At 71.4% G+C, this 13,775-nt stretch carries 11 protein-coding genes, 2 tRNA genes and 1 pseudogene; 4 read left to right on the forward strand and 10 right to left on the reverse strand.

Annotated features, from left to right (window positions below; genetic code table 11):
- Positions 1-25: 25 nt before the first annotated feature.
- The 3 genes from purF to M1E25_RS23675 form a co-directional block, all read right to left on the reverse strand.
- A complete protein-coding gene (purF, locus tag M1E25_RS23665) occupies positions 26-1,585 on the reverse strand; it encodes an amidophosphoribosyltransferase (RefSeq protein WP_251418999.1) in 1,560 nt (519 codons plus the stop codon).
- Positions 1,586-1,713: 128 nt separating this feature from the next.
- Positions 1,714-2,505, reverse strand: coding sequence for a hypothetical protein (locus M1E25_RS23670; protein WP_251419001.1), 792 nt, complete (start codon positions 2,503-2,505; stop codon positions 1,714-1,716).
- A gap of 151 nt (positions 2,506-2,656) precedes the next feature.
- Positions 2,657-3,460: a sterol carrier family protein gene (locus tag M1E25_RS23675; protein WP_251419003.1), complete on the reverse strand. Its 804-nt coding sequence runs from the start codon at positions 3,458-3,460 to the stop codon at positions 2,657-2,659.
- 126 nt (positions 3,461-3,586) lie between these two features.
- Here M1E25_RS23675 and M1E25_RS23680 point away from each other — a divergent pair, with 126 nt between their 5' ends.
- Positions 3,587-3,982, forward strand: coding sequence for a nuclear transport factor 2 family protein (locus tag M1E25_RS23680; RefSeq protein WP_251419005.1), 396 nt, complete (start codon positions 3,587-3,589; stop codon positions 3,980-3,982).
- A 287-nt stretch (positions 3,983-4,269) separates the two neighbouring features.
- On the opposite strand, the gene purL is transcribed toward M1E25_RS23680, so the two are convergent.
- From purL to purS, 3 genes are read right to left on the reverse strand one after another with little or no spacing between them, the layout of a single operon-like run.
- Positions 4,270-6,519, reverse strand: a complete 2,250-nt coding sequence (gene purL / locus M1E25_RS23685; protein ID WP_251419007.1) for a phosphoribosylformylglycinamidine synthase subunit PurL — start codon at positions 6,517-6,519, stop codon at positions 4,270-4,272.
- Positions 6,516-7,196 (reverse strand): phosphoribosylformylglycinamidine synthase subunit PurQ, encoded by a 681-nt coding sequence (purQ, locus tag M1E25_RS23690; RefSeq protein ID WP_251419010.1) that lies wholly within the window; start codon positions 7,194-7,196, stop codon positions 6,516-6,518. Before purQ ends, purL begins: the two co-directional genes overlap by 4 nt.
- Complete coding sequence (gene purS, locus M1E25_RS23695) at positions 7,193-7,438, reverse strand: phosphoribosylformylglycinamidine synthase subunit PurS (protein ID WP_251419012.1); 246 nt, start codon at positions 7,436-7,438, stop codon at positions 7,193-7,195. Before purS ends, purQ begins: the two co-directional genes overlap by 4 nt.
- Positions 7,439-7,742: 304 nt before the next feature.
- On the opposite strand from purS, the gene M1E25_RS23700 reads away from it, so the two are divergent.
- The 3 genes from M1E25_RS23700 to M1E25_RS23710 all read left to right on the forward strand — a co-directional run bounded on the left by M1E25_RS23700 (position 7,743) and on the right by M1E25_RS23710 (position 8,372).
- Positions 7,743-8,060 carry a histone-like nucleoid-structuring protein Lsr2 gene (locus M1E25_RS23700; RefSeq protein ID WP_251419014.1) on the forward strand — a complete coding sequence of 106 codons (318 nt, stop codon included), beginning with the start codon at positions 7,743-7,745 and terminating at the stop codon, positions 8,058-8,060.
- Positions 8,061-8,147: 87 nt separating this feature from the next.
- Positions 8,148-8,219 (forward strand) — tRNA-Gly (locus M1E25_RS23705).
- Between the two features lie 77 nt (positions 8,220-8,296).
- Positions 8,297-8,372 (forward strand) — tRNA-Gly (locus M1E25_RS23710).
- A gap of 173 nt (positions 8,373-8,545) precedes the next feature.
- Here M1E25_RS23710 and M1E25_RS23715 read toward each other — a convergent pair.
- The 4 genes and pseudogenes from M1E25_RS23715 to M1E25_RS23730 all read right to left on the reverse strand — a co-directional run.
- Positions 8,546-9,445 carry a phosphoribosylaminoimidazolesuccinocarboxamide synthase gene (locus M1E25_RS23715; protein WP_251419016.1) on the reverse strand — a complete coding sequence of 300 codons (900 nt, stop codon included), beginning with the start codon at positions 9,443-9,445 and terminating at the stop codon, positions 8,546-8,548.
- 93 nt (positions 9,446-9,538) lie between these two features.
- Entirely contained in the window at positions 9,539-11,080 is a 1,542-nt protein-coding gene (locus tag M1E25_RS23720; protein WP_372501368.1) for a N,N-dimethylformamidase beta subunit family domain-containing protein, read from the reverse strand.
- A 136-nt stretch (positions 11,081-11,216) separates the two neighbouring features.
- The gene (locus tag M1E25_RS23725; protein ID WP_251419022.1) at positions 11,217-12,992 is read right to left on the reverse strand and encodes a M48 family metalloprotease; all 1,776 of its coding nucleotides are present in this window, start codon (positions 12,990-12,992) and stop codon (positions 11,217-11,219) included.
- A 541-nt stretch (positions 12,993-13,533) separates the two neighbouring features.
- Positions 13,534-13,775 (reverse strand): annotated as a pseudogene (locus M1E25_RS23730) (DNA polymerase III subunit gamma and tau); the annotation flags it as partial.

Here is a 13,775-nt window from a genome sequence, read left to right on the forward strand (position 1 = left end):
TGGGCGGGCGTGGGCAGCCAGGCGGTCAGGGACGTCGGAGGGCGTCGCCGCCGCCGAGACCGGCGGTCAGCGTCTCGACCCCGTCAGCGTCGCTGCGTGCGGGTTCGGCCGTCTCCGACTCCAGGAGGTGCTTGCCCAGCAGCCCCGGGTCGGGCAGCTCCATCGGGTACTCGCCGTCGAAGCAGGCCCGGCAGAGGTTCTGCTTCGGGATCGTGGTCGCCTCGATCATGCCGTCGATGGAGATGTACGCCAGTGAATCCGCTCCGAGGGACTTGCCGATCTCCTCGACGGAGAGCCCGTTGGCGATCAGCTCGGCGCGGGTGGCGAAGTCGATGCCGAAGAAGCAGGGCCACTTGATCGGCGGCGAGGAGATCCGGACGTGCACCTCGGCCGCCCCCGCCTCACGGAGCATCCGGACCAGTGCGCGCTGGGTGTTCCCGCGGACGATGGAGTCGTCGACCACGACCAGGCGCTTGCCTCGGATGACTTCCTTGAGCGGGTTGAGCTTGAGCCGGATGCCGAGCTGCCGGATCGTCTGGCTGGGCTGGATGAACGTGCGGCCCACGTAACTGTTCTTCACCAGGCCGGAGCCGTAGGGAATGCCGCTCGCCTCGGCGTACCCGACCGCGGCCGGGGTGCCGGACTCCGGAGTCGGTATCACCAGGTCGGCGTCGGCCGGAGCCTCGGCGGCCAGCTTGCGGCCCATCTCCACGCGGGACAGGTAGACGTTCCGGCCGGCGATGTCCGTGTCGGGCCGTGCCAGGTACACGTACTCGAAGGCGCAGCCCTTGGGCCTGGCCTCGGCGAACCGTGTGCTGCGCAGTCCGTCCTCGTCGATGGCGACCATCTCGCCCGGCTCGATCTCCCGGATGAAACTGGCACCGCAGATGTCCAGGGCAGCCGTCTCGCTGGCCACCACCCAGCCGCGCTCGAGGCGGCCGAGCACCAGCGGGCGGATGCCCTGCACGTCGCGGGCGGCGTAGAGGGTGTGCTCGTCCATGAAGACGAGCGAGAACGCGCCCTTGACCTTCGGGAGTACCAGGGGGGCCGCCTGCTCGACGGTGAGCGGCTTGCCGTCCTCGCCGACCTGGCCCGCGAGCAGAGCGGTGACGAGGTCGGTGTCGTTGGTCGCGGCGACCTGGTTGGCGCGCCCGTTCTCCCGGGGCAGGCCGGCCACGAGCCGGGCCAGCTCGGCCGTGTTGACCAGGTTGCCGTTGTGGCCGAGTGCGATGGAACCGTGCGCGGTCGCGCGGAACGTCGGTTGGGCGTTCTCCCAGACGGAGGAACCGGTCGTGGAGTAGCGGGCATGGCCCACGGCGATGTGTCCGCGCAGGGAGCCGAGGGAGGTTTCGTCGAAGACCTGCGAAACCAGACCCATGTCCTTGAAGACCAGGATCTGCGAGCCGTTGCTCACTGCGATGCCCGCGGACTCCTGTCCCCGGTGCTGCAGCGCATACAGCCCGAAATAGGTGAGTTTGGCGACCTCTTCGCCCGGAGCCCAGACCCCGAAGACGCCGCATGCGTCCTGAGGGCCCTTCTCGCCGGGGAGGAGATCGTGGCTGAGTCGTCCGTCACCACGTGGCACGGCACCGAGTCTAGGCCAGGTCCCCGATTCGGCCGAACCGGGGAATCCGGCAGAGGGAACGGTCCGGTCACGGGCCGCTCCCTCTGCTCACGGCCGGGCGCCGGTGGGACGCCGGCCGGACTCGCCGGCTACCGACGGGCCGGGACGTCCGCACCCGCTTCGACACCGGGCTCCGCGGCCTGGGAGTCGGCCTCCCGGGCCGGCTGCTCCTTCAGTCCGAAGGCCTGCTGCAGGTCGGCCTGGCCGTCGAGAGCCACGAAAGTGCGTGTGTCGAACGCCACCTTGTCGGCGGCGAAGATCTTCGCCCCGACGGCCTCGTTGGCACGCTGCGCGACGGCCGCGTCCAGGCGGACGGAACCCGTGACCGTCATCACGCGGGAGCCGAGGTCGACCGTGGTGCTGTCGACCGTCGGCCGCTCGAAGTGGCCGATCACGACCTGGCTGCCCCCGTTGACCGAGGCCAGCATCTCGCCCTTGCCGAGGTCCGCCGCGAGGTGGGTGATGCGCAGCGACTCGTCGGTCCTGGTGTTGACGACGGCGAAGCCGGCGTCGGTGTAGGCGAGGCGGCCTGCGGCCTGTCCGGAGCCGGAGGCGGCGACGGTGCCGGACTTGATGCCGAGCGTCATGCCCTTCGCCGCGTCGGCGGCGGCCTTGCGGACGTTGCCCTGGGCGTCGACCCAGGCCAGCGCCAGACCCTGGGCCTTCAGTTCGGCCGCGAACGCGGCGGGAAGGCTGAACGTGGTGGCGCCGCCGCGCACGGCGACGTCCCCACGGACGGGAGCGGGCGCGATCTGCGCGGGAGCCGGGACCGCCGCGGCCGCTGCGGGCACGGCGGCGAGGCCGAGCACCATGGCGCCCGTGGCGAGCGCGACAGCGGTACGACGGGCGGTGCGCTTGGCGGCTATCTGGTTGGACGACATGCGTCTGATCTCCTTCGGAGCAGGTTGGTGCCGGCTGCGCCGGACTGCACCAAGCAAACGTCACGCTGTGAGATCACGCGACTCCGAAGAGTGCCATCGGGTGATGTGCGGGGCGGCAGCGAGCGATGGCGGAACGTCCACGCCCCGGCCGTCAGGGGCACAGGGGCAGCAGCCCGGCGAGGTCGGCGCGCTCGCCGCTCGCCGACACCTGTCCCGCCGCGAGGGCTTCCCGCCAGGAGCGCCGCCCGGAGACCAGCCGGATCCAGACCAGTGGCGGTGCCTCGACGACGTTCGGCGGCGTGCCCCGGGTGTGCCGGGGCCCCTCGACGCACTGGATCACGGCGAACGGAGGAATCCGCACCTCCACGGAGCCGCCCGGGGCCGCGGCGGCGAGCGCGTCGGCAGTGAGCCGGACGGCGACGGCGAGGGCCTGCCGGTCGTGTGCCACGGCGGTGCCGGTGGCGAGCGTCAGATCATCGCCCCGGACGACGAGTTCGAGCACGAGGACGGTGAGGAGATCGGCCACGGTCATGGCTCCGGCACCGGCCGGAACCACCTTCGCAGTGTCGACCGCGGCGGCAACGCCGAACTTCTCGGCTGCGGCGTCGAAGGCGCGCAGCACGGCGTCCGGAGGCCCGGGGGCATGCCCTCCGGCGGGTGCGGGGGCCGAGCCCTCGACGGACAGCAGGTGGCGGACGGAGTCCAGCACGCCGACCTCGGCCCGGCCGCGCACCGTCACCCCCTGGACCAGGCGCGCGGCCGTCTCGAGGCAGCCGGTGAGACGCTCGGCCAGCTGACGCACCGTCCAGGGGCCGACGGCGGCCGGTGCTTCGAGCAGCTCGGCCGCATCCGGCGCAGCGCACATCACGCGCAGCGCTTCCCTGACCGAACCGACCTCGGCCGACAGCGCAGCGCGCACCTTCACGGGGTCGTAGGAGCGAGGTCGTGGCGGCATGCGCCGAGCATAGCCAGGGCCGCCGACACTGCCCGGACTTCCGGCCCGCGGCCGGTGTGGACACCCCGCAGGGCCCGGCGGACCATGGAAGAAGGGCAGCAAAAGGCTCGAAAGGTGTGAATCACCATGACTGAACACCCCGACTGCGCGCTGGTGCGCCAAGGCTACGACGCGTTCTCGCGCGGGGACATGGAAGCCCTCTCCCAGCTCATGACCTCGGACGTCACCCACCACGTGCCCGGTGAGCACCCGCTGGCCGGGCACCACAAGGGACGCGAAGCGGTCCTGCGGCTGTACGGCCGGCTGGCGGAGGAGACGCAGGGCACCATGCGCGTCGACCTCGAAGGTGCCTTCGCCGACGGACGCGGCCACGTCATGTCCGTCCACCGCATCCGCGCCGACCGGGGCAACATGGGCCTGGAACAGCACGGCGGCATCTTCTTCACCGTCATAGGCGGCAAGATCTCGGACCTCGACGAGTGCGTCCAGGACATCGACGAGACCAACAGGTTCTGGAGCTGAACGCCCCCGCGGCCAGGGCCGTACGGCGGGGACGCGGGGTGAACCGGGAGAGGCGGGTCCGGCTGCGGGGCAGGAGCCCGTGGCCCGGGGTTTCGATCCCGGCTCCCCGGACGTGGTGAACGCTCCACCGACCACCGGGGCTTCGTGCCGCGCCGGCGGAACGTGCTCCCTCCCGTACGTCTCACCGGTCCGGGCCGGCCCGGCCGAAGGCGCAGACACGGCTCTGCGGCTGCGGCGTCCCTGCGGCGGTCCACAGCTGTGGACGGGGCCGCAGGGACGCCGGACGCTCAGGCCAGCAGTGCCGGGATCGTGGCCTCGTGGGCTTCGCGCAGTTCGGCGAGCGGAAGCACGAACTGCCCCTGCACATCGATGCCGTCGCCGTCGACGATGCCGATGCGGGTGACCGGGAGTCCCCGGGCACCGCACATGTCGTTGAACCGGACCTCCTCACTGCGCGGCACCGTGACGATCGCCCGGCCCGCCGACTCCGAGAAGAGCAGGACGAACGGGTCGATGCTGTCCGGCACCACGATCCGAGCCCCGTGGCCGCCCTTGAGACAGGACTCGGTGAGTGCCTGAGCCAGGCCGCCGTCCGAGAGGTCGTGCGCGGCGTCGATCATGCCGTCACGGGAGGCGGCGACCAGGATCTCGGCGAGCAGCCGCTCGCGCTCCAGGTCCACGCGGGGCGGCAGACCGCCGAGGTGGTCGTGGACCACCTGCGACCAGGCGGAGCCGCCCAGCTCGTCGCGGGTGTCGCCGAGGAGGTAGATCAGCTGTCCGTCCTCCGCGAACCCCATGGGGGTACGGCGGTGGACGTCGTCGATCACTCCCAGAACGGCCACGACCGGCGTGGGGTGGATCGCCGTCTCCCCGGTCTGGTTGTAGAGCGAGACGTTGCCGCCGGTCACCGGCGTGCCCAGCTCCAGACATGCGTCGGCGAGACCGCGGGTGGCCTCGGCGAACTGCCACATCACGGCCGGATCCTCGGGAGAGCCGAAGTTGAGGCAGTCGGAGACGGCCAGCGGCTTCGCCCCGGCTGCGGCGACGTTGCGATACGACTCCGCCAGCGCCAGCTGCGCACCCGTGTAGGGGTCGAGCTTGGTGTAGCGGCCGTTGCCGTCCGTGGAGACGGCGACGCCCAGGTTCGACTCCTCGTCGATCCGGACCATTCCCGCGTCCTCCGGCTGGGCCAGAACGGTGTTGCCCTGGACGAACCGGTCGTACTGGTCGGTGATCCAGGACTTGGACGCCTGGTTCGGGGACGCGACGACCTGGAGGACGTGCTTGCGCAGTTCCTCGCCCGACTCCGGCCGGGGCAGCGCACCGGCGTCGTCGGCCTGGAGGGCGTCCTGCCAGTCCGGGCGGGCGTAGGGCCGGTGATAGGTCGGGCCCTCGTGCGCGACGCTCCGCGGCGGCACATCGACGATCTTGTCGCCGTGCCAGAAGATCTCGAGCTGCTCGCCCTCCGTCACCTCACCGATGACCGTGGCGATGACGTCCCACTTCTCGCAGATCTCGAGGAAGCGGTCCACCTTGCCGGGCTCGACGATCGCGCACATGCGCTCCTGCGACTCGCTCATGAGGATCTCCTCGGGCGAGAGGGAGGAGTCGCGCAGCGGGACGGTGTCCAGCTCGACGCGCATCCCGCCCGAGCCCGCGGAGGCGAGTTCGCTGGTGGCGCAGGACAGACCGGCGCCGCCGAGGTCCTGGATCCCGGCGACCAGATCCTCCCGGAAGATCTCCAGGGTGCACTCGATGAGCAGCTTCTCCTGGAAGGGGTCGCCGACCTGCACGGCGGGCCGCTTGGCCGGCTTCGTCGAGTCGAAGGTCTCGGAGGCGAGCACGGAGACGCCGCCGATGCCGTCGCCGCCGGTGCGGGCGCCGTAGAGGATGACCTTGTTGCCGGCACCGGATGCCTTGGCGAGGTGGATGTCCTCGTGCTTCATCACGCCCACGCACAGGGCGTTGACCAGCGGATTGCCTTGGTAGCAGGGGTCGAAGACGACCTCGCCGCCGATGTTGGGCAGGCCCAGGCAGTTGCCGTAACCGCCGATGCCGGCGACGACACCGGGCAGTACCCGCTTGGTGTCGGGATGGTCGGCCGCGCCGAAGCGCAGCGGGTCCATCACGGCGACCGGGCGGGCGCCCATGGCGAGGATGTCGCGGACGATGCCGCCGACACCCGTGGCCGCGCCCTGGTAGGGCTCGATGTACGACGGATGGTTGTGCGACTCGACCTTGAAGGTGACCGCGTACCCCTGGCCGACGTCGACGACGCCCGCGTTCTCGCCGATGCCGACGAGCAGCGCGTCCGTCTCCGGGGCCTTCTCGCCGAACTGCTTGAGGTGGACCTTGCTGGACTTGTACGAGCAGTGCTCGGACCACATGACCGAGTACATGGCCAGTTCGGCACCGGTCGGGCGGCGGCCGAGGATCTCGCGGATGCGCTCGTACTCGTCCTCCTTCAGGCCGAGTTCGGCCCAGGGAAGTGCGGTCTCCGGGGTTCCGGCCGCGTGCGAGACGGTGTCGAGAGTCATACGTTGACCAGCTTCCTCAGGATCGAGGTGAAGAATCCGAGGCCGTCGGTACCGCCCGTGCCGATGAGCGGCTCGACGGCGTGCTCGGGGTGCGGCATGAGGCCGACGACGTTGCCGGCCGCGTTGGCGATGCCCGCGATGTCGCGCAGCGAACCGTTGGGGTTCCAGCCGGCATAGCGGAAGGCCACCCGCCCTTCGGCCTCGAGCTCGTCGAGGGTGCGCTCGTCGGCGACGTAGCGGCCGTCGATGTTCTTCAGCGGGATGCTGATCTCCTGGCCGGCCGTGTAGTCGGCGGTCCAGGCGGTGCCGGCGTTCTCCACGCGCAGCTTCTGGTCCCGGCAGACGAAGTGCAGATGGTTGTTGCGCAGCATCGCGCCGGGCAGCAGATGCGTCTCGGTGAGCAGTTGGAAGCCGTTGCAGATGCCGAGTACGGGCATCCCGTCCCGGGCAGCGGCGACCACGGCCTCCATGACGGGCGAGAAGCGCGAGATGGCTCCGGCACGGAGGTAGTCCCCGTAGGAGAAACCGCCGGGGAGCACGATCGCCTCGGCCTGCTTGAGGTCCTTGTCGCGGTGCCACAGCGGCACGGGTTCGGCACCTGCGATGCGTACGGCGCGCTGGGTGTCACGGTCGTCGAGGGTCCCTGGAAAAGTGACGACTCCGATACGAACGGTCACGATTCGACCTTCACTGCGAAATCCTCGATGACGGTGTTCGCGAGGAAGGTTTCCGCCATCTCGCGGATGCGGGTGAGGGCGGCGTCGTCGACCGGGCCCTCCACCTCGAGTTCAAATCGCTTGCCCTGACGGACGTCCGAGATCCCTTGGTACCCGAGGCGGGGCAGTGCGCGCTGCACCGCCTGGCCCTGGGGGTCGAGGATCTCCGGCTTGAGCATGACGTCGACTACGACGCGTGCCACTGGCACTCCCGGTGGTGTGGTGCGTAAGGCGGTGGCCTCAGCGTACCCCGCCGAAAAATCTACGCGAGTAGATATGATTCCGACCATCAGAACAAGGCACTCCGCCCCATACCGGACCGTCCATTCATGCCCGTCACCGGGATCCGGGAATAACGGAATGGATTGCGGCCGGACACGCGGATAGAATTTCGCGGACTTCACATTCCAATGCCGGTCGCTGTACAAATAAAAAGGGCTTGTTGCCGAAACCTCGGCGGCCATGACTCGCAGATCGCGGCATTGCCGCATGAAAGGACCGATTTCCGTGGCGCAACGCGTAGTGGTCTCGCTCTACGACGACATCGAGGGCGGGGAAGCGGCGGAGACGGTCTCATTCGGCCTCGACGGCGCTTCGTACGAGATCGACCTCAATCCGGAGAACGCCGAGAGGCTTCGGATCGCCCTGGCCCCCTACATGGAGGCGGGACGCAAGCGCTCCCGGTCCGGCAAGGCCTTCCGCCGCACCTCGGTCGAGCCGGCCCCTTCCGCCGTCCGCGCGTGGGCCCAGTCGCACGGGATGGACGTGCCGCCCCGCGGCCGGATCCCCAAGAAGGTGTACGAAGCGTTCCGCGCGGCCAGTTGATCCGACTTGCATCCCACCCCGGGTGATCAGCTAGAGTCTGGATCACGCCGAGGGGCGAGGCCGCAGGGCCGGATCCCACGGGGTCATGCGGGTGTAGCTCAGTAGTAGAGCGCCCTCTTTCCAAGAGGGAGGCGCAGTGTGCAATCCCTGTCACCCGCTCTCATCGCTCACCGACCACTCCGGTGGATCAGGTAGAGTGGTGCCCGCGCCGTACGGTGAAAGCCGTTCGGAGGCATGCGGACGTGGCTCAGTTGGTAGAGCATCACCTTGCCAAGGTGAGGGTCGCGAGTTCGAATCTCGTCGTCCGCTCCACAGAAGGCCCCGGTCAATACGACCGGGGCCTTCGCCGTCCCCGGTACCAACCCCTCCGCACCGAACCGACCGAGCGGCACCGGCCCCGTCCGTCACACCCGCGCACCCGGCACCGAGCGGGACCGGGCCGCCCTCCGCCGCAGCGGCGGACGCCCGGCCCACCGGTCAACCGGCTAGGTCCAGGACATTCCGGTGAGCCGTTCGTAGGCCTCCACGTACTTGGCGCGGGTCTGCTCCACGATCCGGGCGGGGAGTTCCGGCGGCGGCTGCTCGGACCGGCGGTCCCAGCCCGACTCGGGCGACGTCAGCCAGTCGCGCACGAACTGCTTGTCGAACGACGGCTGGGCGTGACCCGGCTCCCACTGGTCGGCCGGCCAGAAACGCGAGGAGTCCGGCGTCAGCACCTCGTCGGCGAGGACCAGCTCCTCGCCGGAGAACCCGAACTCGAACTTCGTGTCCGCCAGCACGATGCCGCGCTCGCGGGCGATCTCACGGCCCCGGCCGTACACCGCCAGCGTCAGTTGGCGCAGTTCGGCCGCCGTTTCGGCCCCGACCCGGCGCGCGACCTCCTCGTACGGGACGTTCTCGTCATGGTCGCCCACCGCCGCCTTCGTCGCCGGGGTGAACAGGGGCGCGGGCAACTCGGAGCCGTCGACCAGCCCCTCGGGCAGGGCCAGGCCGCACACCGTCCGGGACTGCTCGTACTCGGTCAGCCCGGAGCCGGTCAGATAGCCGCGCGCCACGCACTCCACCGGGACCATCTCCAGAGACCGGCACACCAGTGTCCGGCCCGCCCAGGCCGGCGGAGCGCCCTCGGGCACCTCGGCGCTCAGCACATGGTTCGGCACCAGGTCCTCGAGCCGGCTGAACCACCACAGCGACAGCTGGGTCAGCACGCGGCCCTTGTCGGGGATCTCGGTGGGAAGCACCCAGTCGTAGGCGGACATCCGGTCACTGGCGACCATCACGAGATCGCCCGCGGAATTCCGGTACAGGTCCCGGACCTTGCCGGAGTGGAGATGCTCCAGGCCGGGCACCTGCTCCGGCTCGGGCTTTTCGACGAATCCGGACACGCTTCCTCCGCGTAGGTTGATCCAGGAGTGCCGATTGTCCCGTATCGCTCGGTGCGAAGGCGCGCCAGGGTTCGGGCGCGCTGCCGGCAGACCTCAGTCGTGCTTGCAGATCCGGTCGAGCAGATTGGCCGTGGCCCGCTGAATGCGCTCGTCCGCGTGGCCGGGGCGGCCGAGGGCCGCGCACCAGGCAGAGGTTCCGGCGGCGAAGACCAGCGCACCGCTCGGCGCCCGGTACAGCGACGTCTCCTGGTGGCGGACCGCGCCGGCGTCGTCCTCGAACGGGGAGTGGGAGAGCAGGATCCGGCGGACATGCTCCGGCAGTGGCGTACGGGGGTAGTAGCGGTCGGCCTCCCCCGCGACGAGCCCGGGCAGTTCGTCGCCGTCCCCACACCCGGTCCCCTCCCACAGCCACTGGCCGGCGTTGCGGACGACCAGAGGACGGGGCTCGGGGACCCGGCCCGCGTACTGAACGCCCAGCAGCAGCTGCTCGGACTCCCCCGCATCGCGCCACGTGACCGGCCGCCCGATCCCCACCCCGCGGCGCTTGCGGCAGCTCAGCAGGCGGTCGGGGTCTCCCGACGGTGACGCCATCAGCTCGGCCCGCCGGTACAGGGTGCCGGCCGAGAGGAAGACGAGCGAGGTTCCGCTGTCCCGGGCCCATTCGGCGGCCCGGCGCATCGGCTCCGACCAGTACTCGCCCCGCCCCGGGAACACCACCCCGCGGTAGCGGGACGGGTCGATGCGGCCCGCGTGCAGGTCACGTGCGTCGGCGTAGGCCGGCGTGTACCCGTATCGCTCGGCCCACCGGATGAAGTCGTAGGCCTGCCCGATGTGCAGCGGCAGTCCGGTGCCCGCGTACGGCCGGTCGAACGAGACGGTGACCGCGGCGTCGTCCTCGCCGAGCAGCCGGCCGTTCTCGTCCCACGCATGGTGGAGGCTGGCGCCGGTGCGGCCGTCCTCGGGGTAGACGTTGTACGCCTGCCAGGTGACGTCGGGGAGCACCAGCAGCAGATCGGCGAGCGGGGGACGACCGCCCGGCCCCCGGGCTTCGGGGGGTGCGACGGTGCGGACCGTGAAGGGGATGTGGCTGCGGTAGCCGTCGGCGGTGGTCAGCACGGCGACATACGCCCCGGCAGCCCAATCGGCCGGCACCTGGAGCCGCCAGGAGAGCCACCAGTGGTGGCAGGACACCGTCCGTTCCGCGGTGAGGGGTGCGGGCTGCACGATGCCGGACAGCCGCGGGCTGCTCGTGACCTTCACGGCGCCGTCGCCGTTGCAGTGGCCGATGCGGTAGATGTCCACGCCGTACTGCTGCGGCGGGTTGACGGTGATGCGGAAGTCGATGGCCTCGCCGGGGGCGACCGCACCGGTCGAGGCGAAGCCCTTGATCTGGCCGTGCACGTCGTCGGCGGAACGCGGGCCGGCGCCGCTGCGCCGCGGGGTGGGAATCGGGCGGCCGGACGGGGCCGGTCCGTGATCCACGGAGCCGTCCCCCGGCGCCAGGGGCAGACCGGGCTCCGCAGGCGCAGCTCCGTCGAGGAGGGCCGGGACGGGTTCGACGTACCACGGGACGATCCCCGGGCTCGTCTGAGTGAGCAGTTCCGACTCCCAGCGGCGGATTCTGTCCGTCCCCACGAACGATCCCTTCCCGTCTGCCGCGGAGTCCCCCCGGACCGCGGCCTTGCACACGCTGCACATCACACTGAGCGCTGTCACCGTAACCTTTCGTGGCGCTTTGCGGGTACGGGTGCCACGAAAAGGGGGAGACGGTTCAGACCAGACGAACCGGTTTGTCGGTGCGGACACCCGGCCCGGCGAGCCAGTCGCGGAGCGGCCCGGCGTCCCCGTCCTCGACCAGGCTTCCCACTGCGTCGCCCAGGCCGGCGCTGCGACCGTCACGCAGCCGCAGTACCGGCCCGTCGAGCCAGTCCAGGCCGGGCTGCGCACCGGCGGTGTCCATCGCGGCGCAGCAGACCATGGCCGTCACGTGTTCGGCGAGCAGTTCCCGGACGGTGCGTTCGGGCTGCAGCGGGAAGAGCGGAACGCAGCCGTCGAGATCCCCCGCCTTCGCCACGGCGCTGGGGGCGGAGCGGCCGCGTCCGGCTGCGGCGTCCTCGTCGGCGATCCGGGAGGCGATCGCCGATCCGACGCGTGCCCCGGCCGCACTGACCAGGTCTTCCCGGCATGGGTACGCGTCGTCGTCACCGTCCGGCGCACTGGGGTCACGGCTCCCGGCGCCGGGCTCGGCACGGGCGGTGGCGGGGTCCGCGGCCAGCGCCGCCATGACCCGGTCGAGGGTGGGGCCCGGGACGGACGGGCCCGGCCGCGCGGATTCCGCACCGGCGCCCGGTCCCTCGGCGGGAGGCCGTTCGGACGCCCGGGCGGCCGTGATCTCGTCGAGGACGGCGTGCAGTCTGGCGGCTTCCAGGCGCCACTTCCGGTCGACGACATCCTCCGGATACGCGTCCCAGCCGACCGGGGCCCATCCCGGGCCGGGTTCGGCCGGCCCACCGTGGAACAGCCGGGCGGCGAGCAGCGAGGCCGCCTCGTCGACCAGACCGGGCTCCTCCAGCAGGTCGCAGGCCGGCCGTTCGCCCAGTCGCGAGGCGTACCCCTCGGCGAGCCGGTCGCGGCGGGAGAGTTCGGTCAGCGCGGACACCACCCCGGCGTCGAGCCGGGAGGGCCACCGGCCCATCTGCCAGGCGGGGAGCGCGACCCGGGTCAGCAGCCGGTCCCAGCCGGCGTAGGCCAGACCGACCTGCTCCTGGGCGACGATGCGCCGGCCGTAGTCGACGGTCTGGGCGCGGGCGGAGGCCGCGGAGGCCGCTCCGCGCTCCATCTCGGCGGCGTGGTCCCGGCATTCGCGCAGCATGGTCCGGGCGGCCCAGGAGACGAGGGTGAGTGCGGAGCGGGTGGCCGCCACGGCCACCGCGGCGTCCAGACCGCGGACGAAGCGGCGGGCGGCGGCCACATCGGGGTGCGCGGACAGACCGGTACCGGCGACGACGGGGGCCAGGACGGCCCGCAACTCGGCCACCCGCATCCACCAGAGGAAGGGGGAACCGATGACCAGGACCGGCGGCCGGGTGGAGTCGCCCCCGGCGGGCCGGGGGGCCGCGAAGAGGCGGCGGGTGGCATGGCTGCGGTCCTCGAGCCAGCTGTCGCAGTCGGGAGTGAGCGCTATGGCCGACGGCGCCGGTACGTCCAAGCGGTGCGAGAGCTCCCGCACCAGCCGGTACAGATCCGGTGCCGTGCGCTCCGGCACGGCCACGGTCGGGCTGACCGCGGGCTCAGCCCGGATGATCAGGGCGCCGACGACTGTGGCGAAGGCCAGCGCGACGATGCCCGCCAGGACGAACGTCCAGCGCACGGCGTCCCAGACGGGCCCGCCGATCCGCTCCGTGGCATTTGCGGCGAGCAGGACCACGGCGACGGCGGCGGGCAGCAACGCCAGTGCCAAGGCGAGGTTGCGCACCCGCAGGACCGCCAGGGCCCGCTGCTGCGCCACGCGCGCGCCCGGCTCCGCACCGGACAGTTCGGACACGATCGGATTCACCCCCTGCTGCTGTCGGCAACTGACACTGACTGTTCGTGCTGACGTGCTGACCCGGGGTCGGCGTCCACTCCCCACTGTGGCACCGGGCTCCGACATCGCAATGCTGGTGAGCCAGTTGCATGATCAGCGCGGCGCAGCACGCCGCAGTGCGTTGCAGCCGCACCCTAGTTGGGGGGTGGGCGCTCGTCAGCCGGAAAGCGGGGCGATCACTCGATGGAATGGCTTTGGTCAAAGCCGGTACCGCTGCGCTCAGCTTTGGGCTGAAATGCGGCGCACGCGGCCCCGGCCTGTCCGACAAAGAGCACTGTCCCCGCAAGGCGGGGTCGGGGGTGTCCGGTGCGAGCAGATGCAGGGCGGAGAGACGTCCTCGTAAGCGGGCTGCCCGGAGGTTTCGACAACGCAGCAGTGTGCGCGCCGGGCGCCCCCGGGCGGGGGAACTTGCCGGACAGGGCCTCGGTCAGGAGCAGCTCCGAAGGCGCCGGTGCTCCGGGCCGCGCTGCTGCTGTCGGCCGGCAGCAGCCCGCGCCTGCTGCTACTCGTGCACGATCTCCTCCACGACCGTCGCGCCGAGCTCCCGGACGATCAGGTCGTGGCCGCTCAGTGCGGTGTCGTCGAGGTCGGGGTCGTCCTCGGCCGGGAGGTCGTCCTCGATGGAGTAGCCGGGCTCCGGGGCGGCGGGCGACGCGGCGGGGACCGCCGCCGCACGGGGCCGGTGCGCCGCGGTTTCGCCCGACGGGTCCGGGCGGTCCGGCCGCGACGGGGGCGGAGCCGGCG

It is taken from the genome of Streptomyces meridianus (genome assembly GCF_023703325.1).
GTDB lineage: Bacteria > Actinomycetota > Actinomycetes > Streptomycetales > Streptomycetaceae > Streptomyces > Streptomyces meridianus.